General features: G+C 61.7%; 18 protein-coding genes. 10 read left to right on the top strand and 8 right to left on the bottom strand.

Annotation, left to right across the window (positions count from 1 at the left end):
* Positions 1 to 3 precede the first annotated feature (3 nt).
* Complete coding sequence (locus tag LK12_RS15885) at positions 4 to 1,032, top strand: acyl-CoA dehydrogenase family protein (RefSeq protein WP_039286228.1); 1,029 nt, start codon at positions 4 to 6, stop codon at positions 1,030 to 1,032.
* Between the two features lie 117 nt (positions 1,033 to 1,149).
* A complete protein-coding gene (locus LK12_RS15880; protein ID WP_197063547.1) occupies positions 1,150 to 1,356 on the top strand; it encodes a hypothetical protein in 207 nt (68 codons plus the stop codon).
* Between the two features lie 103 nt (positions 1,357 to 1,459).
* Here LK12_RS15880 and LK12_RS15875 read toward each other — a convergent pair whose 3' ends face one another.
* A complete protein-coding gene (locus LK12_RS15875) occupies positions 1,460 to 1,885 on the bottom strand; it encodes a nuclear transport factor 2 family protein (RefSeq protein WP_052223470.1) in 426 nt (141 codons plus the stop codon).
* A gap of 137 nt (positions 1,886 to 2,022) precedes the next feature.
* On the opposite strand from LK12_RS15875, the gene LK12_RS15870 reads away from it, so the two are divergent.
* Complete coding sequence (locus LK12_RS15870) at positions 2,023 to 3,171, top strand: CaiB/BaiF CoA transferase family protein (protein ID WP_231568382.1); 1,149 nt, start codon at positions 2,023 to 2,025, stop codon at positions 3,169 to 3,171.
* 3 nt (positions 3,172 to 3,174) lie between these two features.
* On the opposite strand, the gene LK12_RS15865 is transcribed toward LK12_RS15870, so the two are convergent.
* From LK12_RS15865 to LK12_RS15855, 3 genes are read right to left on the bottom strand one after another with little or no spacing between them, the layout of a single operon-like run.
* Positions 3,175 to 3,969 carry an enoyl-CoA hydratase-related protein gene (locus LK12_RS15865; protein ID WP_039286224.1) on the bottom strand — a complete coding sequence of 265 codons (795 nt, stop codon included), beginning with the start codon at positions 3,967 to 3,969 and terminating at the stop codon, positions 3,175 to 3,177.
* 57 nt (positions 3,970 to 4,026) lie between these two features.
* On the bottom strand, positions 4,027 to 4,962 hold the full coding sequence (locus LK12_RS15860; protein ID WP_039286222.1) for an alpha/beta hydrolase: 936 nt from the start codon (positions 4,960 to 4,962) through the stop codon (positions 4,027 to 4,029).
* Positions 4,963 to 4,966: 4 nt separating this feature from the next.
* Entirely contained in the window at positions 4,967 to 5,752 is a 786-nt protein-coding gene (locus LK12_RS15855; protein WP_052223469.1) for an SDR family NAD(P)-dependent oxidoreductase, read from the bottom strand.
* 353 nt (positions 5,753 to 6,105) lie between these two features.
* Here LK12_RS15855 and LK12_RS15850 point away from each other — a divergent pair, with 353 nt between their 5' ends.
* The 3 genes from LK12_RS15850 to LK12_RS15840 all read left to right on the top strand — a co-directional run bounded on the left by LK12_RS15850 (position 6,106) and on the right by LK12_RS15840 (position 9,218).
* Positions 6,106 to 7,593 (top strand): aldehyde dehydrogenase, encoded by a 1,488-nt coding sequence (locus tag LK12_RS15850; RefSeq protein ID WP_039286220.1) that lies wholly within the window; start codon positions 6,106 to 6,108, stop codon positions 7,591 to 7,593.
* Between the two features lie 103 nt (positions 7,594 to 7,696).
* Complete coding sequence (locus LK12_RS15845; RefSeq protein ID WP_039286218.1) at positions 7,697 to 8,773, top strand: Zn-dependent alcohol dehydrogenase; 1,077 nt, start codon at positions 7,697 to 7,699, stop codon at positions 8,771 to 8,773.
* A gap of 37 nt (positions 8,774 to 8,810) precedes the next feature.
* A complete protein-coding gene (locus LK12_RS15840) occupies positions 8,811 to 9,218 on the top strand; it encodes a GFA family protein (protein ID WP_039286216.1) in 408 nt (135 codons plus the stop codon).
* A 68-nt stretch (positions 9,219 to 9,286) separates the two neighbouring features.
* Here LK12_RS15840 and LK12_RS15835 read toward each other — a convergent pair whose 3' ends face one another.
* A complete protein-coding gene (locus LK12_RS15835; protein WP_197063546.1) occupies positions 9,287 to 11,458 on the bottom strand; it encodes a TonB-dependent receptor in 2,172 nt (723 codons plus the stop codon).
* Between the two features lie 524 nt (positions 11,459 to 11,982).
* On the opposite strand from LK12_RS15835, the gene LK12_RS23855 reads away from it, so the two are divergent.
* Genes LK12_RS23855 through LK12_RS15815 form a run of 4 tightly spaced genes read left to right on the top strand, consistent with a single transcriptional unit; the run spans position 11,983 to position 16,910 of the window.
* Positions 11,983 to 12,954, top strand: a complete 972-nt coding sequence (locus LK12_RS23855; protein ID WP_052223468.1) for an acyl-CoA dehydrogenase family protein — start codon at positions 11,983 to 11,985, stop codon at positions 12,952 to 12,954.
* Between the two features lies 1 nt (position 12,955).
* Positions 12,956 to 14,134 (top strand): acyl-CoA dehydrogenase family protein, encoded by a 1,179-nt coding sequence (locus LK12_RS15825; RefSeq protein WP_039286212.1) that lies wholly within the window; start codon positions 12,956 to 12,958, stop codon positions 14,132 to 14,134.
* A gap of 3 nt (positions 14,135 to 14,137) precedes the next feature.
* Entirely contained in the window at positions 14,138 to 15,229 is a 1,092-nt protein-coding gene (locus tag LK12_RS15820; RefSeq protein ID WP_082010544.1) for a Gfo/Idh/MocA family protein, read from the top strand.
* A 13-nt stretch (positions 15,230 to 15,242) separates the two neighbouring features.
* Positions 15,243 to 16,910: an AMP-binding protein gene (locus LK12_RS15815; protein ID WP_039286210.1), complete on the top strand. Its 1,668-nt coding sequence runs from the start codon at positions 15,243 to 15,245 to the stop codon at positions 16,908 to 16,910.
* Between the two features lie 10 nt (positions 16,911 to 16,920).
* Here the strand turns inward: LK12_RS15815 and LK12_RS15810 are convergent, their stop codons facing one another.
* From LK12_RS15810 to LK12_RS15800, 3 genes are all read right to left on the bottom strand, one after another.
* Complete coding sequence (locus LK12_RS15810; protein WP_052223466.1) at positions 16,921 to 17,796, bottom strand: MaoC family dehydratase; 876 nt, start codon at positions 17,794 to 17,796, stop codon at positions 16,921 to 16,923.
* A gap of 216 nt (positions 17,797 to 18,012) precedes the next feature.
* Positions 18,013 to 18,696: a TetR/AcrR family transcriptional regulator gene (locus LK12_RS23850; RefSeq protein WP_052223465.1), complete on the bottom strand. Its 684-nt coding sequence runs from the start codon at positions 18,694 to 18,696 to the stop codon at positions 18,013 to 18,015.
* A gap of 203 nt (positions 18,697 to 18,899) precedes the next feature.
* Positions 18,900 to 20,600, bottom strand: coding sequence for an FAD-dependent oxidoreductase (locus LK12_RS15800; protein WP_039286208.1), 1,701 nt, complete (start codon positions 20,598 to 20,600; stop codon positions 18,900 to 18,902).
* Positions 20,601 to 20,683: the final 83 nt, after the last annotated feature.

Raw genomic sequence — 20,683 nt, 5'->3', positions numbered from 1 at the left:
CCAATGGAATTTGCCTTCACCGAAGACCAGCGCGCGATCACCGAAGCCGCGCGCGACATGCTGATCGAAAGCTGCACCCCGGCCGATCTGCGTAGGTTGCTCGAAACCAATACTGCTGTCGACGCAGCACGCTGGGAAACGATCCGCGAAATGGGTCTGCTCGCCATGTGCGCACCTGAGGATGCGGGCGGGCTTGGCATGGGGCCGGTCGATCTCGTCGGAATCGCCGAAGCGGCCGGTTATGTCGGCCTTCCCGAGCCGCTGATCGAACAGGCGGGCGTGGTCGTACCTCTGCTGGCCGGACTCGATAACGACAAGGGCTGGCTGGAACGCGTCCTTGGCGGAGAGACCGTCGCGATCGGCCACCCGGTCAATCCCTTTGTCGCCGATGCGGACAACGCGGGCGCGCTGCTGCTTGGCCACGGCGATGAACTGCACCTCGTCGCGCGCGCAGACGTGACTCTGGTCCAGCAGGAAAGCTTCGACGCCTTCCGCCGCCTGTTCCGCGTCGACTGGCAGCCCAGCCCGGCCACGCAGGTCGGCAGCGGCTGGGGCGACACCGCGGAACGTGGCGCCCTGCTGGCCGCCGCGCAACTGGTCGGCATCGGCCAGCGCGCCATCGACATGTCGGTCGCCTACGCGAAAGACCGGCAACAGTTCGGCAAGCCGATCGGCAGCTACCAGGCCGTCAAGCACCTTGCCGCCAACGCACAGGTCAAGGTCGAATTCGCCCGGCCCGTGGTCCACGCTGCGGCGGCAGAGCTTTCCCTTGGAACGTTGGCGGGCCGCGCGCGCCTTGCGCATGCCAAGATCGTCTCGGGAGAAGCCGCCGACCTTGCCACCCGCAACGCAATTCAGATTCACGGCGCGATGGGGATTACCTGGGAAGTAGACCTGCACTTTTTCGTAAAGCGCGCGCTCGCTTTGCGGTACGCCTGGGGTACATCGGCCAGCCATTTCGAGACGGTCCTTGAACGGATGACCTCGCTGCCGACGGGAACGGACTACACTTTTGCGAGCGAAGTCGCATAGCCGGAGTTCCGCCGCCCGCAGCATCTTAATTAAATACTACTGCGTCATTTCGTATTCTGATCTAGACTGACCTGCAACCCGCACCCCAAGGAGCGGGAAAACCCATTGGGTATGCCGGTGACGCTGAGCACAGCGTCCGCTGCCATCATGATCTTTGGCCTGACACTGGGTGCCGAACTCGACATCCTCGCCTATCTGACATCGCACCACTGCTCGCGAGAAAACTTCGGATTCCTGTTTGGTGTTATGAGCGGGCTGGTAACCCTTGCTGGCGGAACTGGGCCGGTCATGCTCAACACCGTGTTCGACCATACCGGCAGCTAACGCGCAGCGCTGCTCGGCGGTATGCCACTCTGCATTCTAGCAGCCAGTCTGTTTCTGCTACTCGGGGCCGATGAAACCCCGGCCTGCCTGAGCCCACTGCCGTTTAGGCAGGCTGCGCGGTATCCAGCAGCGGCGGCGTGCCAGTGCCGATCTTCTGCATCTTCACCCGCATATGGGCAATCTTCCATCCTGCGCCGGTGCGGACCAGCGTCCGGAAATACCAGCCCATATTCCAGGCGGCGTCTTCCGATCCGATGAACAGATAATTCTGCACTGTCTCCGCCTTGTCGCCATCGAGTGTAACGCGCGCCGGGCCTCCGATATGAATGCCGTGCGGTGCCAGCGAAAGCATCGCGCGCACTTCATCCTTGCCGCTGAGCGTCCGGCGGAACACGTCGTACTGGATATCGTCGGTAAAGAGCTCCATCCAATACTCGAAATTATCGACTTCGAGACGCAGGCAATATTCGTTCAGCACCGCCCGGACCGCCATTTCATCGGCCAGCTTCTGCAGTTGTTCGAGTTCCATGGCCCTATCTCCCTTTGCCGGACATTTCAGATGGTTCCGGCACCTCTCATCGACTAATGAAATTGTCTCGTTGCAATAATGCCGTTCAGAAGCGAGAGGAGCAAGCGGGAAATCCGTATTGGGACAGGACAAGCAGGATGCCGATGGAAGACAGCAACGGCCCGTTGAAGGGAATCCGCATCGTGGAACTGGCCGGAATCGGCCCCGCACCGTTTGCAGGCATGATGCTCGCAGACCATGGCGCCGACATCATCCGCATTGATCGCCCGCAACCCTCCGCAGCTTTCCCGACCGACATCCTGAACCGGTCACGCCGCTCGATCATACTCGACCTCAAGCACTCCGAAGGCGTTGAGGCGGTGCGTGCCTTGTGCCGGACCGCCGATGGTTTCATCGAAGGCCTGCGCCCTGGCGTCACCGAACGCCTGGGCATCGGTCCGGAGGTTCTCCTGAGCGACAACCCGAAGCTGGTCTATGGCCGTATCACCGGGTGGGGCCAGACCGGTCCTCTCGCACAAGCGGCGGGGCACGACATCAACTATCTGGCCCTGTGCGGCGCCCTGCACCCCATGGGGAAGGCCGGTGAAAAACCGCCAGTCCCGCTGAACCTCGTGGCCGATTTCGGCGGCGGCGGCATGATGCTGGCCTTCTCTATGCTCGCCGCCCTGCTTGCGGTGCGCGCGGGGAGACCCGGCCAGGTCATCGACGCAGCCATGACGGAGGGCGCCGCGTTGCTGGCCGCAACATTCTTCAACCCCGGACAACTCGCGGGCCTCGATGCGCCGCGTGGCCGCAACATGCTGGGCGGCGGAGCCCCGTTCTACGATACTTACGAAACGCGAGATGGAGAGTTCATCGCGATCGGCGCCATCGAACCCCAGTTCTACGGCCTGCTGCTTGAGACCACCGGCCTGGCAGGCGATCCCGACATGGAAGGCCTGCAAGGCGAGCCTGAACGCTGGAGCGCCGCCAAGGCGAAACTGGCAGCGGTCTTTCGCCGACAGGACCGTGCCTACTGGTGCGCCAAGCTGGAACGCTCCGATGCCTGCTTCGCTCCGGTGCTCTCGCGCCGTGAGGCCCCGCACCATCCCCAGCATCTGGCGCGCGGAAGCTTCGTAGAGGCTTTCGGCGTCGTCCAGCCGGGTCCGGCCCCGCGCTATTCGGAAAGCCGCACACGGACGCCTGCCCTGCGCCCGCCCGGTGCCGACGGCGAAGAAATCCTTTGCGAAGCGGGCTACTCGACCGAGCAAATCGCCAGTCTCCGGGAGGCTGGCGTCCTGCTCTGAGGGTTAACGCCCCTTCCAGACCGGCTCGCGTTTCTCGACGAAAGCGCGAGGTCCTTCGCGGAAATCCTCAGTCTTGCGCAGCAGACCCATCCATTCATCGGCGGAGGCGCGGGCCGCTCCGTCTGGCATTGCCGCCCCGGCCTTTGCCGCCGCCAGCGAGTACTGCACCGCAACTGGCGCATTGCCGACGATCCGGTCAGCCAGCGCGCGCGCTTCTGCAAGCGCTTGGCCCGGCTCGGCCAGACTGTTGATCAAACCCGCGTCGTAGGCGCGCTGTGCATCGATGGGATCCCCGGTCGCGATCATCTCGGTTGCAAGGGCCATCGGCACGCGGTTGGGAAGGCGGTGGACGCCCCCGGCCCCCGCCATCAATCCGCGCTTGACTTCGGGCAAGCCAAAACGGGCATTGCGTGAAGCGACGATCATGTCGCAGGCGAGAACAATCTCGAAACCACCGGCGACTGCCATGCCTTCGACCGCGACGATCCAGGGCTTGCGGCGCACGGCATAGGCGATGCCTGCAAAGCCCCCCAACGGCGTACTGATCGCAGCACCCTTGCCGCTCGCCACTGCGGCAAGATCCGCGCCAGCGCAGAACACGCGGTCGTCGCAAGACGTCAGAATGACCACACGAATTTCAGGGTCATCCTCGGTCTTTTTGATGATCGCGTCGAGTGTGCTGGCGACCTCTCCATTGACCGCATTGCGCTTGTCCGGACGGTTCAGCGTTACGAGCGCCATGTTCGGCGTAAGCAATTCGAACAGGACGACGGGTTGTTCCGGCGCGGATTCAGTCATCGTGCGGTTATTCCTTGTCTTGTAGTTTCTTGCGCTGCCCCGGGTATCCGGACCGCGCTAGTTCAGGCCTTCCCCATCCAGCCGCGCACGAATCCAGCGCCCGGATTCCGAGACGGCTTGCGCGGCCGCTGGAATGGCTGCCGCCGCACCGAGATAGCCGTGAACCACGCCGGGATCGCAGCGCGTGGTCACGGCCACACCGGCCGCCGCGAGCCGGGCGGCATAAGCCAGCCCCTCGTCGCGGAGCGGATCAAGCTGCGCGACAACGATCATCGCAGACGGCAGACCAGAGGGGTCAGACACTCTCAGTGGGGAAAGTTCGGGAACGGCCCGGTCGATGCCAGGCGGGCAGTAGTGATTCCAGAACCACTTCATGTCTGGCGTCGAAAGCAGCAAGTTGCGCTCGCCGAGGTCCTGATGAGAAGCGGTATCGCAGGCATGGTCCGTCACCGGATACGCCATCCACTGCCCAGCAATGGCTGGCCCGCCGAGCGCCTTAGCCCTGATCGCGCAAGCCGCAGCCAGATTGCCGCCTGCACTTTCTCCGGCGACGACAATGCGCCCGGGATATTGCGCCGCAGCCCATTCCAGTGCGGTAAAGGCATCGTCGAGCGGCTGCGGATAGGGATGTTCGGGGGCCAGCCGATAGTCGACGCTGACGAGAACACATCCCGCCGCAGCGCTCAGTCGCCTGCATGTCGCATCGGAAAAATCGAGATCGCCAATGACCCATCCACCGGCATGGAAATAGACACAGACACCCGCCCTGCGCTCCACCGGCGTGTAAATGCGCAAAGCGATGGCGCCGTTCGGCCCATCGATCTGGCAATCAACCACCGATTCCATCTCCGGCAGCCCAGTAGGTGCAGGTGCTGCCGCCATCGTCGCGCGCAACATCGCGCGCGCCTCTTCGGGCGTACTCTCGTGATACGCCGGACGGCCCGCGGCGGCATAAGCATCAAGGATAGCCTGATAGTAGGGATGCGGCTCCATCGCCTCAGCCCTGCCGACTGGCGCGCAGCTTCTGGCGGATAGGTGCATTGGGTTGCCCAGTGTGAGCGGTAATGCCTCCATCTGCGACTACGATCGACCCCGTCATATAGGAAGCATCCTCCGAGGCCAGGAAAGTGATGACGCCCGCCAATTCTTCCGGCTGCGCAGCACGGCCCATCGGAATCCGGTCAAACCAGAACTCGCGGTCGATCGGATCGGCGATGGCCCGCTTGGCCATCTCGGTTTCAACCAGCCCCGGACAGACCGCATTCACCCGGACGCCGCGCGAAACGCAATCGAGCGCCAGCGAACGGGTGTAGTTCACCACCGCCGCCTTCGAGGCATTGTAGGCCCCCATGGCGAAGTCCGCAAAAAGGCCAGAGATCGAGGCCACATTCACGATCACGCCACTGCTTTCCTCGAGGGCAGGCAATGCCGCCTTCGAGCACAGGAAAATGGCCCTTGTGTTGATGGCAAAGACCTTGTCCCAAAGGTCGGCCTCCATGTCGGCGATGTCCGCCAGCGCGCCCACGCCCGCGTTGTTGACAAGGATATCGATCCGCCCCCAACGCTCACGGGCAGCGGCGATCATGGCCGCAATGCCATCGCTGCTGGTGACATCCGTACGCTGAAACACGGCGCCTTCCACCATGCTGGCCGGCTCGTTGACGTCAGCAACCATGACATGCGCGCCTTCGCTGGCAAGGCGCGCGACAACGGCAGCGCCGATCCCGTTTGCGCCCCCTGTGACGATCGCTGCTTTACCCGCAAATCTGCCCGTGAACGTCATGGATCACCCTCGCCTAATGCTCCCCCGTCTTTCACGGGGGAATTTGCGCCCCTTTTACAATGCCAAATATATATTGCATTAGAGATCGTGCAGCATCGCGGGGACGGTGATCCCCTGAAATGTCCGTCGGCTCATCCGCAAGGCGCCTGCCACCACCCACGCGCCATCCGCAACGGTGGCACGATATCCGAGCGCAACCTGCCCGCCGGACCCGCGATTTCCCGGGTTTTCCGCCCGCCCTGCCCCGCAAACACGATGGACGCAGCAAGTCCCGAACGCTAGACATCCCAGAAATTATTTACGCCGCTGACATTGCATTAAAACGCGGCGCCGGGATGCTGAGGAGACCGATAATGACCACCCTGACCGCAAGCCGTCCCCAGCACGTCCGGCATCCGGAAAAGCTGTTCATCGCAGGCGAATGGGTCACCCCCTCATCCAGTGCGACGATCGATGTCGTAGACAGCGCGACAGAAGAAGTCTTCCTGACAGTTGCCGAAGCGCAGCAGCCCGACATCGAACGCGCGGTGGGCGCCGCACGCGACGCCTTCGACAACGGCCCATGGGGGCGAATGAGCCCGGCGGAGCGGGCGGTCTATCTCAACCGGATCGCCGACGCATGGACCGCGCGGGGCGAAGCCCTGGCGGATACCTGGTCCATGGAATCGGGCGTCCTCCACAAGATCACCGCCCATGCGGCGCAGGGGCTCGCCGAGATATTCCGCTACTATGCCAGCCTAGCCGACAGCTTTGCCTGGGAAGAAAAGCACACGTCGATGATGGGCCAGCCCGCGCTGCTGGTGCGCGAACCCGTTGGCGTGGTAACCGCAATCGTGCCCTGGAACGCCACGAACTCGCTGATGGCCTACAAAGCCGCACCCGCGCTGATCGCCGGGTGCACGCTCATCATCAAGGCATCGCCCGAGGCTCCTGCCTCGCCGCTGCTCTTCGCTGAAATCTGCGAGGAAGTCGGGCTGCCCGCCGGCGTCGTCAATGTTGTCACCGCCGATCGCGACGTCTCGGAACTGCTGGTGCGACACCCCGGCGTCGACAAGGTCAGCTTCACCGGTTCGACGGCCGCAGGCCGCAAGATCGCCTCGATCTGCGGAGATCGCATCGCGCGCTGCACACTTGAACTGGGTGGCAAGTCCCCTGCAGTGATCCTCGACGACTACGACCTCGCTACTGCCGCGCAGACGATTGCGCGCTACGCACCGATCATGACCGGGCAGGTCTGCTCCTCGCTGACCCGCATCATCGTCACCAAGGACCGGCACGACGACCTTGTGGACGCCCTCGCCGACACGTTCGGCAAAATCAAGGTCGGCGATCCCTTCGATGCCGCCAGCCAGATGGGCCCGCTGGCCATGGCCCGCCAGCGCGACCGGGTCGAGGACCTGATCGCAAAGGGCAAGGCGGAAGGCGCACGGCTGGCAACAGGTGGCGGCCGCCCGGCCGATCTCAACTGCGGCTACTACATCGAACCCACCGTGTTCGGAAACGTCAGCAATGACTGCACGATCGCCCGCGAGGAGATTTTCGGCCCGGTGCTGAGCGTCATCCCCGCGCTTGACGAGGAAGACGCGATCGCCATCGCCAACGCGACGATCTACGGCCTTAACAGCTCCGTCTTCACCAACGATCCCGAACGCGCCTATGCCGTGGGCCGCCGCCTGCGTGCGGGGACCGTCGGCCATAACGGCTTCAAGACGGACTTCACGATTTCCTTCGGCGGCTTCAAGCAGTCCGGCATCGGCCGCGAGGGCGGCATCGAGGGCTTGCACCCTTACCTGGAAGCCAAGACCATGATTTTCGAGACGGCACCGGCCGCCGCCCAATGACCTGATGGCGATGGCGAAAATCTGAAGTGACCTGCTGCCCACAAAATCACGCCACCGCCGAACACCAACAAGCAAAAGCGGGCCTTGCGGGAGGAGACGGAGAATGAAAGCTGCAGTTTTGCGCCAGATCGGCCAACTCGATATCGAAGATGTCGATCTGGACGGCCCGCGCCGCGACGAAGTGCGCATCCGCGTGCTCGCAAGCGGCCTGTGCCACAGCGATTATCACTTCATCGCGGGCGACTTCCCCGTCCCTCTGCCAGCAGTGCTCGGCCATGAAGTGGCCGGCGAGATCATCGCCGTAGGCGAAAACGTCGGAGGCTTTGCCATCGGGGATCGCGTCGTCACCTGTCTTTCCGCCTATTGCGGCCAGTGCCGTGAATGCCAGACCGGGCACAACCACCGCTGCGAGGACAAGCCCGGCGCACCGGACCGCCCGGCGGGGTCGCGCATCACCAAAGGTGGGGAAGCGATCCGGCAATTGGGCAACCTGGGCGGCTTCGCCGAGGAGATGGTGATCCATCACCGCGCGGTCACGAAAATATCCCCCGAAGTGCCGCCATCGTCCGCAGCCCTTCTGGGGTGTGCCGTCATCACGGGCGTGGGCTCGGTCCTCAACAGCGCGAAAGTGCCACCCGGATCGACGGTTGCGGTCATCGGTTGTGGCGGCGTTGGCCTGAACGCCATTCAGGGTGCGCGGATCGCCGGTGCCAGCCGCATTATCGCAGTCGACAAGAACGCCGCAAAGCTGTCCGCCGCCATAGCATTCGGCGCAACCGATACGGTTCTCGGCGGTCCCGACACCGCAGGCGAAATTGCCGAACTGACCCGGGGCGGTGTCGACTTCGCCTTCGAAGTCGTGGGCAGCGAGGCCACCGCCCGATTGGCCATGGACGCCACGCGGCAAGGCGGCACCACCGTTCTGGTCGGGCTTGGCACACCGGATCTGACGGTCGCGCTGCCAATCACGACATTTGCCATGACGGAAAAGCGCGTAATGGGCTCGCTGATGGGCAGCGCGGCCTACCAGCTGTTCCTGCCGCAACTGGTCACCTACTACCAGCAGGGCCGGCTCAAGCTGAACGAGCTCGTATCGCGCGAAATCCGGCTCGATCAGATCAACGAGGGATATGCGAGCATGGCCAACGGCGAAGTGGCCCGAAGCGTCATTGTATTCTGAACCGGAAAACCGGCCAAAACGGCAAAGGAGAGAGCCCATGACACTCGAAGGCGGATGCTATTGCGGAACCGTGCGCTACGCGGCCGGTGGAACACCCGGGCTCAAAGCGGAATGCCACTGCCGCGAATGCCAGTACATCACGGGCGGCGGTCCGAACTATTTCATGATGATGCCGGTCGCTGAGTTCTCCTACACCAGGGGTGCACCGGCCCGTTTCACCCGGGATGATATTCCGAATCCCGTAACCCGCGAATTCTGTCCCAAGTGCGGCACCCATCTGGCGACGCGGATCCCTGGCTTGCCGACGCTCGTGCTCAAGGTCGGCGGTCTCGACGACCCTGCCCAGTATGGCAAGCCCGGCACAGCGATCTACCTGTGCGATGCCCAGCCGTTTCACATGGTACCGGATGGGATCGTCCGCTTCGAGACGGTGCCGGGCGCGTGACCCGAACCGCGCTAAGACGGGCCGCAACCGGCGCGCGCTCGCGCGCCGGTTGAAATTCATCCCAACAGTCAGAAGAACTTGTATCCCAAGCGGATTCCATAAGTGACCGGCGCCGCGCGAACGTAATAGTCACCGAAGTACGATGTGCCGTTATACGTGGCGAGATATTTCTCGTTCGTGAGGTTCTTCCCCCACACCCCGATCGAATAGCGGTCGCTGGGGTCCGTCCAGTTAATCTGCGCGTCGAGCAGGGTGGTCGCGCCTTGCCGGAAGCGTTGCTTGTTCGCGAGGTCCGCACCTGCCAGCGGCCCATAGAGCGACGGATTGCTGATGACGTAGCCATCGGAATACTTGAGATTCGCCGACAGCTCGAGTTCGCCACCGAACAGTTCCAGCGAATGACTGGCCGAAACATTCGCCGAGAAGTTCGGAGCCCGCGACATTTGCTGCCCACTCCAGTCCTGGGTCTGCGTGACGTTCAACCCGGTCGCCGCATTGAGTCCCGTGCCCACGGCGTTGTCAAAAGTGCCATAACGGGCATGCAGCCATGCCGCACCGATCGTCAGTTGGGTCCTGTCGGTGGGCATGTAGGTCAACTGCCCGTCGATGCCATAAATCGTGGCTCGGGGAGCGTTGCCCAGAACGGTAGTCGGCAATCCGGTCAGCGGGTTGGGAATCGTCAACGAGACATTGTAGTTGGTGTATTTGTAGTAGAAGCCGGCCAGATCGAAGCGGAAGTTGTCCTGCGCCGTCTTGAAGCCAAGCTCCCAGCTCTTCAGCGTTTCCGGTTTTACCGGGATGATCAGCGAGGGATCGGCAACTGTATTGCTGTTGTAGGACCCGCTCCTGTATCCAACCGAATACGTCGCATAGATGTTGGTTCGCGGCGCTATCTCATAGCGGACGGATGCGCGCGGCGTGAACTTATGGAAGTTCGCACTGTCGGATGTAACGGGCAGAATGTAGGCGCCGGTTGAAAGCGAGGTGATGGACTCGGTCACGCCGCGATGATCATGGTTGTACCGGCCTCCGACATTGACCGTCAGCCGATCCGTAACGTGGATGTTCGCATCGGCATAAACGGCATAAGCTTCGGTCCGCAGCGCGGTGGTGGCGCCGGTGCTTGGCGTCAGCCCAGCAGAATAGGACACGGATGCGTAGTCGGCGTCGGGATCGACGCGATCATGATAGTAGAAGGCCCCTATGAGCAAATCGACCCCGTCGATAGCATTGATCGCATAGTCCAACGATTGCTGGAATGTGCGCGATTTCTGCCGGTTAACGCTGTACGTGAAGTCGGCATAGCTACCATCGAAGTCGAAATCGTAAGCCGCCTTCTTCGCGTTGTAGCCAGTGCGCGATGTCAGGGTGCCCAGCGCATTTCTCCATGCCAGGGTCAAAGTCGCTTCCCGGGTAGTGGACCGCGTCTTGCTGGGGTAGTTGTACGACGCGGTCATCGGATCGGTCGCGATGCCGGGAGGAGCCGGCAAATAGGACGGCTTGTGGTCGCGCGGAGTAAAGAGCGTACCGCGCGGATCGTCTGCAAGGCCATAGTTCAGACCGATCGTCGCAGTCAGATTGTCGGTAAGGTCAGCCTGAAGCTTGAAACGCACGGACTGGTTGGTGAAAGGCGCCGCATTGCCGGTGGTTTCGCCTACATGCAATGGGTCGGCGAGACGGATGTATCCATCGCCATGGCGAGATGAGGCGGCCAGACCGAACCGGACGCGGGCGCTGACGGGACCCGAGATGTATCCCTTGAATGCATACTCGTTGAAACGGCCGAACTCGAACCCGGCGTTGCCGGTAAACACTGGCGAAGGATCAAGCGTGTTGATCAGGATCGCACCGCCGGTGGCATTGCGCCCATAAAGCGTCCCCTGCGGCCCCTTTAGCACTTGAACATCCTTAATGTTCACGAGGTCCGAATTTATCGACAAGGTATCGTTGACGTAAAATCCATCGACATAGATGCCGATGTTGTTCTCGTTAAATGCACCGTTGGTTAGTGTTGTCACACCGCGCACCGCGGGCTGCGTCGAAAGGCCCGCAAAATTGACCTGCACGCCGGGCGCGACGGCCCCGAGATCCTGAATACCGGTCACGCCAGCTTTTTGGATCGTGTCCCCTGACAATGCCGTAACAGACATTGGCACATTTTCGAGACGTTCAGCGCGGCGCTGCGCGGTGACGATGATCTCCGTTGCTGATGCGCCCGGCGGCTCCTGCGCTTCCGCCACCTGCGGTATCGAAAATAGGCCTGCTGCGACAGAACACGAAAGCCAGATCGGCCTGCGGCATTGCCGTGTTCCAGGCGCACACGCGCTTGCCGCGCGAAAGGTAGAGACCTCTCCCATCATCATCTCCCTATGGCACTTTGATTATGACTATGCTGGCCGTCTGGTACGCCGCATATTTTTTCAATGCAATAATCTCATTTCATATTTTTTCCCGACATTTCTGGAACGGCGCGCCAGTTCATGCCAAAAGACCGGTTTCGACGCGCCCTCCGCATCTGCTCATGCAAACCACCAAAAAATCCATAGGCAGCGGCCGCCGTCGCGGCCATTATGCGCGCAGATTGGCTCGTGCACGCATATATTCCCCTACCCCAGAAAGGCCATATGCCAGCCTCCCATAAAATAGCACTTATGTGTTGCAATTAGCCGAACAGGGCCTATCAAGAAGCCCACAAACTTAATGCATAAGCATCGGATCATTCTTACAATGGACTATCACGGGGTCGGTGACGAGAGGCGGCTCAATGTACCTTGCACCTGAAGGCGACGAACTCGAAATCGTCAATGCCGCGAGCGACTTCCTGGTCGGTACGACGCCGATTTCCAGGCTTCACGAAGCAGGATGCGCTGACCTTGCGCCATCAGCTCGGGAAGCATTTGGCGAAATGGGCTGGTTTGCCCTTGCAGTCCCTGAGGAGCAGGGGGGCAGTGGCCTGTCTGCGGTCGAGCACACTCTCTTTTTCAGGGAAGCCGGGCGTCAATGCGCTCCGGTTGACCTGCTGGCCCAATGCCTGCTGGCCAATGCTGATCTCGACTCCGGCCTGCGCGAAGACGTGATCGCCGGCACAGCGGGCGCTGCGCTGCTTGTCCCGTCCGGTGCATCATGGCGCCTTCTGGGCAGTTCCGAAGCCCGCTGGGCATTGCTGGTCGAGCGGACGGGTGGTGCCGTCTACAGCATGGACGCCATAGCCTTGCAGGAGCGCCCTGCCCTCGACCCGACAAACTCGCTGCATGTCGCAGAAAGTCTCCCTCAGCCGATGCATGTGTTCGAGGGACCGACCGTATGGCAGCTAGGCCAGCTCGCTGTAGCTGCCATGCTCGTCGGCATAGCGGAGACCGCCCTCGACCTGATAGTCGAATACGCCAAGGTGCGCGAAACTTTCGGACGCAAGATCGGTTCCTATCAAGCCGTACGGCACCCCTGCGCTGACATGGCGGTCAGGACGGAAGCTGCCCGCTCGCAGCTATGGTACGCCGCTACGGCCGCCAAGGAGGAAAGGGCCGACGCTCAGGTCCATCTGGATGCCGCCAAGCATCTGGCCAATCTGGCAGCCATGTCGAACAGCGATACGAGCATTCAACTTCACGGCGGCATCGGCGTGACAGACGAGCACGACTGCCACCTCCTCTTGAAGCACGCGATGACGTTGTCCCGCCTGTTCGGAGGCAAGCGCGATTTGCTGGGGCGGCTGCTCAAGGCACAAGTAGCGGACTGATATGGATCTTCATTTCTCCGAAGCGGATCATGAATTCCGCGCCCGGGCACGCACATGGCTCAAGGCTCATGTACCAACCGATTCCCGCCCCGCACACGGGGAGGCCTCTGCCCGCTTCGATCGCGACTGGCAGCGCAAGCTCTATGAACACGGCTGGGCCGGCGTGGCCTGGCCCAAGGAATATGGCGGACTGGGCCTGTCCGGGCTGCAGCAGGTCATCTGGTACGAGGAACTGGCGCGGGCCCAAGCGCCGCATCATATCAACACGACTTATGTGGCGATGATGCACGCCGGGCCGACTCTCATCACTCGCGGCACCGAGGAGCAGAAGGCCTTTCACCTTCCCCGGATTCTCTCCGGGGAAGCGCTCTGGTGCCAGGGATTTTCGGAACCCAACGCCGGTTCGGACCTTGCGTCGCTCAAGACGCGTGGAGTCGTTGATGGTGACGTTGTCGTCGTCACCGGCTCCAAGATGTGGACCACAGACGCCCAGCATGCCGACTATCAGGAATTGCTGGTGCGTACCGACCCGCAGTCCGAGCGTCACAAGGGTCTCACCTGGCTGATCTGCGACATGCGTTTGCCCGGCATCGACATCAAGCCGATCCGCACGATGATGCAGGACGAGCACGTGAATTCCGTGTTTTACGACGAAGTCCGCATCCCCCTGTCGAATGTCGTCGGCGAAGTCGGCGGTGGCTGGTCGACTGCGCTGGCGACCCTGTCCTTCGAACGCGGCCTCGGCTTCATCGGCGATCAACTGGAACTCTACGAACGCGTCAACCGCGTGATCGATCTCGCCGAGCAGGTCGAATTCGAGGACGGCAGACGGGCGATTGAAGACAGCGCCATTTCGCAGCGGCTCGCTGCCATCAAGGCCGATGCCATCGCCATCCGTGCGATGACGCTTGCCGATATCGCTGAGACCGACCGGACCGGCATGCCGGGGCCCAAGGGGTCGATGATGAAACTCCTCGTCACCCAGACGCACAAGGCGCTGAGCGAAGTGGTCGGCGAGATCCTCGATTGGGACTTCCTGGAATTCAACGGCGACCGCAGCAACAACCCCTGGATTTACGAGTACCTGTGGAGCTGGATCTTCTCCATCTCCGGTGGCACCAGCGAAATCCAGCGCGAGATCACCGCAGACCGCGTGCTCGGCCTGCCTCGGGCGCGCTGAGAAATGCCACGGCCGCTTCGCGTCGGTTTCGCGGGCGCAAACGTTGCGCGAGGATGGGCGCGAGACGCCCACTTCCCGGCATTGGGCACATTGCCCGGTCTTTTGGTCGAGGCTGTTTCGGCGCGCACGCAGGATAGCGCGCGCGCCGCTGCGCAGGCGTTCGGCGCGGCGCGGGCCTACGACGATTCCCTGGTTCTGGCGCGGGATCCGGACATCGATATCCTGGCCGTCACGGTGAAGGTGCCTGAGCATCGCCAGATTGTCCTGGCAGCGCTCGATGCCGGAAAACACGTCTACTGCGAATGGCCGCTCGCGCGGGACATCGACGAAGCCGAGGAACTGGCCGCTGCCGCCCGGCGGGCCGGAACGCATGTCGCCATCGGGCTTCAAGGCGCCAATGCCACGGCCGTCCGGCAGGCCGCAAAGCTCGTGCAGGATGGCGCAATCGGCAATCCTCTCACTCTCTGTGTCACGTCATCAACTGCGGGCTGGGGGACTCAGGCCCCCCCGCACTACGCCTACCTCCAAGACCGTCGGAATGGCGCGACTCTGGCGACTATCGCCGGCGGGCACACCCTTGCCATGGTTGAAGCTGTCGTAGGATCATTTGCGGACGTGTCATCGCGAAATTCCATCCTGCGTCGCAAGGTTGCGATTACAGGCACGGACGAGGTCGTGGAACGTACATGCCCGGACCATATGATCATCCACGGGGTGCACGAAACGGGTTGCGTATCGAACGTGGAAATCATCGGTGGCGATCACGCCCCGCTGCGCTTCGAGCTGCGCGGCACACTTGGGAAACTCGAAATCCGGGGCAGCCACCCGGGCGGCTATCAATGCGGCGCACTCGAAGTCGTGACGCGAACCTCGGCGTCCAATACAGATCCTGCGCCTGCCAATGGCCTGACAGGCCCTGCGCTCAACGTGGGTGAACTGTGGCGGCGCTTCGAACACGATATCCGGACCAACGAGAGAACCGTCCCTGATTTCGAACAGGCCGTTCGTCTGACGCAGTTGCTGGATACGATCGAACGAAGTTCGTCGGAGGGGCGCACTTTGATGCCATGGCCCTCCTCGCACAGCACCAATTAACGGAGGCGCAAACATGCAATGGACGAAGAAACGCGATCCCAGCGGCTTCGAGACGCGCTGGTGCCCGCAGTTGGCGAAGGCCTACCTAGACGCTGGGCACTGGGCTGACACGACCGTCGTTGCCGCTGCCCGCGCAGCTGTAGAAGCAGCGCCCGATCATGTCTTCCAGATCGAGGGCGATGCCTCCATGACGCGTGCGCAGGTCTGGGAACAAGCACTACGCCTCGCTGGCTTCTTCCGGAACCGAAAGCTTGTGCCGGGTGACGTCGTGTCGCTGCAATTGCCGAACTGGATGGAGACCGCCGTGATTGCGCTGGCGGCGCGGATGTGCGGTCTCGTCATCAATCCGATTCCGCCTATCTACCGTGAAGCTGAACTGGCCTATATTCTTGCCGACTGCCGCTCCAAAGCCATCTTCGTGCCCGGTGTCTTCCGCCGTCACGACCACTACGCGATGGTAAAGGACCTGCAGGAAACACTGCCCGATCTGGCTGACACGATCGTGGTGCGCGGCGAAGGCGACCTTGACTGGGACACTGCACTCGCGAACCCGCCGGCCGATCCGGATACCCTGCCGGAGGTCGATGCGGGTTCGGTGCTCATCGCGATGTACACTTCGGGCACCACTGGAAAGCCCAAGGGTGTGCTGCACACCCACTATACCTATGATCACCGCGTTCGCGCGATGGCCGAGGCCTGGAAGATCTGCCAGGACGATGTCGTATTCATGCCCTCGCCCGTAACCCACGTGACCGGTTCGATCTGGGCATTCGACATGCCATGGGTGGCCGGCAACACCAGCGTCCTGATGGACGTTTGGACGCCCGACGCAGGGATCGCCTGTATCGAACGCAACTGTTGCACGGTAACGGGCGGCGCAACACCGTTCCTCCAGCAGATGCTCGACATTGCCCAGGCCACCCCGGAACGCCTCGCCAGCCTGCGCCTGTTTTTCTGCGGCGGCACGACAGTGTCTCCCGATCTCATTCGCAGAGCGAGCGCCACTCTGCCGAACGCGATGTTCTTCCGGTGCTACGGTTCCACGGAGATGCTGACTGCCTCACTTGGCATTCGCGATCGCTCGCAAATGGAAATGGGCGCTGAGACCGACGGCGAAATCGTACCGCCAGTCGAAATGCGTATCCTCGATGCGACCAGCGATGAACCGCTACGCGAGGGCGAGGAAGGCGAAATCGTGATGCGCGGCCCCGGTCTGTTCGCAGGCTATATCCACGAAAACGACAATGCCGGGAGCTTCCTTGAAGATGGATTCTTCCGCATGGGCGATCTCGGGCGGCAGGTTACCGGCAGCGATGGCGGAAAATATGTCGTCATCACCGGCCGCAAAAAGGACATCATCATCCGCTCGGGCGAAAACATCAGCCCGAAGGAAGTGGAGGACGTGCTCTCCCAGCACCCGGCGGTGGCCGAAGTGGCGATCGTCGCCATGCCTAGCGCCAAGACGGGCGAGATGGGCTGCGCCTTCATCATCCCGCGCGCGGACAGGACTATCGATCTGCCAGAAGTCCGGCGCTATCTGGATGAAGCCGGACTGGCCCGCCAGAAGTTCCCCGAACATCTCGTATTGGTTGAAGACCTGCCGCGTGTACCGTCAGGCAAAGTCCGGAAGGATGTTCTGCGCAACGAGGCCAAAGCGCTGGCGGAAAGCCTTACTGCCTGACGGCGTCCGGTCAGAATAGCTTCGCCTGACCGCTGTCAATGACAGCATCTCCGCCGCCATCCAGCATGCGGAAGTAAAGGTGCCCGCCCGCCAGCAACCAGATCTCGGTAACGAGCGTATCACCGGGATAGACGGGCTTGCAGAAACGGCCTGACATGGCACGCAAGCGGTGGGCATCGCCGCCAGCGGTGCCACTGATGATGGCTCTGCAAGCGAAGCCATAAGTGCTCAAACCGTGCAGGATCGGCCGTTCGAATCCGCGTTCGCGCGCGAAGGCTGGATCGCTGTGCAGCCGATGGCCGTCACCCGACAGGCGATAGATCAGCGCCTGTTCCGGTCGGGTACCATAAGCCACGCGGCAGTCCGGCTCCCTGTCCGGCTTCGCCTGCGGGCGCGCAGTGCCCCGAGGCCCTCCAAAGCCCCCGCCCCCGCGCACGAATGTGCTCATCCGGCTCTGGCCAATCACGTTTTCACCCTGCTCGTCGCCGCTGAGCGTAGCCAGCGTAGTGATGATGGCATTTGCCCCCTTGTCGAGAACTTCGACAATTTCATTGCGAAGCCAGCCTTCACCGCTGGGAGCTAGGGGCCGCGGCAACTCTATTGTCTGTTGTGCGTGCAAGAATCGTCCGTAATCGAGATTTCGCATTGCCGGCGGCCTGTTTCCCTGCGTCAGGATCGTCAGGAAGCTGGGGAGTGCCCGCAGGGTGATTCCCGCCGTGTTTTCAGTCGTATAGGCAAGATCGCTTTCCGGATCGCCCAGCCCTGCCCCGACACCGATAGCATAGAGCATGGCTTCATTTTCATGCCATGCGAGACGGCGCACTTCGCTGCGCGAGCCGATCATCTCCATGGTTACTCGCGCGCCTTCGGGCCGCAGATCTTTCATGCTTCCCCATCTCCCTATCCGCCCTCGACCTTTACATGTTGCTGGAGGTATTTCCGAAACATTGCAACACGTGCATTTCATTATAGCAATCGGGTTGTGTAAACAGGGATGATCCGCTCGAAGTGCAGTAGGGATGACGTGTCTTGAACTCGCGCCCAGAAGGCGCACGCGAAACAACGGACGAAAGCCGCAAATCGCCGCTTCCGTCGGAGTTTCTTACGCCTGGGAACGCTTTTTTGCCGGCTTCTTGATCATCTCTTGCGAACCAAAACGGCCACGAACAAATAGGTCGATCTTTAGGTCAATTTCTTGATCGCTCGGGGTTGCCGAAACCCAGCCGAAGTAGATCATGACGGTCTGGTTCCCAAGCAGCAGATCAACAAACAGCGAAGCCGATTCATCATGATCGTCCTGCGGGATCAGCCCAGCATCTGCAAGTTGCCTGAATACGGCGGCAACATTGGCCTTGAAGCGCGAAAAGATCGTGTTCGCGACCTTTCCCATCATTTCGGGAAAACGCGCGCTTTCGGCGATCATCAGGCGCATCAGTTCGATAGATTTCGGCCTAAGCGCCACCTCGTAACTGTACGCGGCGACACGACGCAGAGCGGACTTCAGGTCTTCACCCGCTTGGAGGACCGGGGCATCCACGACCGCAGCGTCCCTGGCGAAAATGACTTCGCGGAAGAGCGCTTCCTTGTCCCCGAAATGCTGATAAAGCGTGCGCGTTGCGACACCTGCCTGCTTGGCAATGTCGAGCAGCGTCGTCGCAGCGAAGCCTTGATGCACGAACATCTCGGTAGCCACTTCCATCACGCGGGACTTGCGCCGTTCCAGTTCCTCCGCGGTCGGACGTCCCGCACGATTCCGTTTGCGCCGGCCAGCCGGTTTGGCCGGCATGGAACTCTTGCTCCGATTTCCGGTCGATTTCGTCACACGTCCGCTCAACTCTACCCCCGCTTCAAATACGCTGGATGACGGATAAAAGGGCTATCGAACAGAAACCGTTGATCTAAAATGCAACGCAAAACAAGCTTTTCATGCCATTTCCCCACAGGAAGGACCGGGATCCCGCGATTGCCGCATCGCTGTTATCCGAGCCGTCAGCCGCGGTTGTGCGCGTGCAATGCATGCCGGGCGGCGATGTAGCCGAACACGAACGAAGGCCCGATGCTTGATCCGGCGCCCGGATAGATCCGTCCCATGACCGATGCCGTGCTGATACCCGTCGCGTAAAGCCCTTCGATCGGCGTTCCATCCTCCCGAAGGACCCTTGCGTTCGCATCAGTGACGACGCCGCCGTAAGTACCGACATCGCCTGGCACGACAGGGGCGGCGTAGAAAGGCCCTTTCTCGATCGGGCCCAGCGTATGCGAACCTTCGCGATGGAAGTCGCCAAGCCAGTTGTCATAAGCGCGATTGCCCCGGCCAAACTCAGTGTCTACGCCCTTGCGCGCCCCTTCGTTGAACCGCTCGACGGTTTCGCGCAGCGTTTCCGGCGCGACACCGATCTGACCGGCAAGCCCGTCGACCGTGTCCGCACGCTTGAGGAAACCGGAGTCGTACCATTCCTGCGGCTTTTTCGTTCCCGCCATGGTGCCGGTGTACATGTAGGTATCCATGTACTGCTGATCCACGATCCACCAGCTCGGCACGGCAGGCACCGTCTTGTCGCGCCGGAGCATGTTCTGGCAGAATTCCATGTAGGATCCCGCCTCGTTCATGTAGCGCACACCGGACTGGTCAACCACGATCGAATAGGGTTTGGTAATGTTCATCTGACCGCCGACATTGCCGAGCGACACGCCGTTACCGGTGTTTTCCGATCCCGGCGGGATCGACATCTGGTTGCCGACCATTTCCTCCATCTGCCCGATTGCGGCCCCGATCTTCATCATCTCGATGATCATTTCGCCAGTGCTGCCGGGAGTGGCGGCAGTCCATTTCGCCGAAGTCCCCGGCTGATATTTATCGCGCATGGCCTGATTGTGGCTGAATCCGCCGGCGTTCACGAGCACGCCGTTGCGGGCACCGATGCGCCAGGTCCTGCCGTCTTTTAGGATTTCGACGCCTTTGACCGCGCCATTGTCCATGACAAAGGCTTTCACACCGCTGTCCGTGCGAATATCGGCGCCGGCCTTGAGACAGGCCTGCAGCATCCGCCCTTGCAGCGCACCGCCTGCCTGCGTCAGCCGCTTGCCGGTCAGCTTGGCGCCGACCATGCGCAGAGCGACCTTTAGCATGGCCAGCTTACCCTTCCAGGAGGACTTCATCAGCGCCAGTTCGAACCCTTCCGAGTGATAGGCCGGAACCGACAGGAAATTGGGCTCCAGCTTGTCGCGCCATTCGCCCAGTTCATTGGTATCGAAAATGTCAGCCAGGACCGTTCGTCCGGGGACAGATCCGCCTGGCCGGTCGTCATAGTAGTCCGGCCACAAGGGCGCACGGCGCAATTTTATCCCCTGATCGACCAGAAAATCGACCATCCTGGTACCTTCGGCCACATAGGCCCGGCGCTTCTCAAGCGACGTCCCCGGTGCATCAATCGATTGCCCCGCAGTCGCTTCCATATATTCGATGGATTTCTCGAAACTGTCCTCGATACCTTCCTGCTTCATGAAGCGATTGTTGGGGATCCACATGACACCGCCCGACCGTGAGGTCGTGCCGCCGATCAACGGCATTTTCTCCAGGACAGTGACAGTCTTACCCAAGGTACGCACATAGAGTGCCGCGCACATCGAGCCGCCGCCACTACCGACCACGACGAAATCGAAGGTTTCATCGAATTCCAGATCGCTCATAGCACCCTCTCTTCCCCGGTTTCCGGCAGTCTCATCCCGCAGGCGCACCGCCCCTTCATGAGACATCCTCGCCTATTATTGCA

Origin of the sequence: Novosphingobium malaysiense (genome assembly GCF_000802225.1) — a bacterium.
In the GTDB taxonomy this organism is placed as follows: Bacteria; Pseudomonadota; Alphaproteobacteria; order Sphingomonadales; family Sphingomonadaceae; genus Novosphingobium; species Novosphingobium malaysiense.
This window is presented reverse-complemented; position numbering and strand designations above follow the sequence as displayed.

Excerpts from the sequence above, each read along its gene's own strand:
- LK12_RS15820 (WP_082010544.1), top strand. The coding sequence starts at position 14,138 with ATGCCACGGCCGCTTCGCGTCGGTTTCGCGGGCGCAAACGTTGCGCGA.
- LK12_RS15815 (WP_039286210.1), top strand. The coding sequence starts at position 15,243 with ATGCAATGGACGAAGAAACGCGATCCCAGCGGCTTCGAGACGCGCTGG.
- LK12_RS15840 (WP_039286216.1), top strand. The coding sequence starts at position 8,811 with ATGACACTCGAAGGCGGATGCTATTGCGGAACCGTGCGCTACGCGGCC.
- LK12_RS23850 (WP_052223465.1), bottom strand. The coding sequence starts at position 18,696 with ATGCCGGCCAAACCGGCTGGCCGGCGCAAACGGAATCGTGCGGGACGT.
- LK12_RS15875 (WP_052223470.1), bottom strand. The coding sequence starts at position 1,885 with ATGGAACTCGAACAACTGCAGAAGCTGGCCGATGAAATGGCGGTCCGG.
- LK12_RS15865 (WP_039286224.1), bottom strand. The coding sequence starts at position 3,969 with ATGACTGAATCCGCGCCGGAACAACCCGTCGTCCTGTTCGAATTGCTT.
- LK12_RS15810 (WP_052223466.1), bottom strand. The coding sequence starts at position 17,796 with ATGAAAGATCTGCGGCCCGAAGGCGCGCGAGTAACCATGGAGATGATC.
- LK12_RS23855 (WP_052223468.1), top strand. The coding sequence starts at position 11,983 with ATGTACCTTGCACCTGAAGGCGACGAACTCGAAATCGTCAATGCCGCG.
- LK12_RS15860 (WP_039286222.1), bottom strand. The coding sequence starts at position 4,962 with ATGGAGCCGCATCCCTACTATCAGGCTATCCTTGATGCTTATGCCGCC.
- LK12_RS15800 (WP_039286208.1), bottom strand. The coding sequence starts at position 20,600 with ATGAGCGATCTGGAATTCGATGAAACCTTCGATTTCGTCGTGGTCGGT.
- LK12_RS15855 (WP_052223469.1), bottom strand. The coding sequence starts at position 5,752 with ATGACGTTCACGGGCAGATTTGCGGGTAAAGCAGCGATCGTCACAGGG.
- LK12_RS15825 (WP_039286212.1), top strand. The coding sequence starts at position 12,956 with ATGGATCTTCATTTCTCCGAAGCGGATCATGAATTCCGCGCCCGGGCA.
- LK12_RS15845 (WP_039286218.1), top strand. The coding sequence starts at position 7,697 with ATGAAAGCTGCAGTTTTGCGCCAGATCGGCCAACTCGATATCGAAGAT.
- LK12_RS15885 (WP_039286228.1), top strand. The coding sequence starts at position 4 with ATGGAATTTGCCTTCACCGAAGACCAGCGCGCGATCACCGAAGCCGCG.
- LK12_RS15870 (WP_231568382.1), top strand. The coding sequence starts at position 2,023 with ATGCCGATGGAAGACAGCAACGGCCCGTTGAAGGGAATCCGCATCGTG.
- LK12_RS15850 (WP_039286220.1), top strand. The coding sequence starts at position 6,106 with ATGACCACCCTGACCGCAAGCCGTCCCCAGCACGTCCGGCATCCGGAA.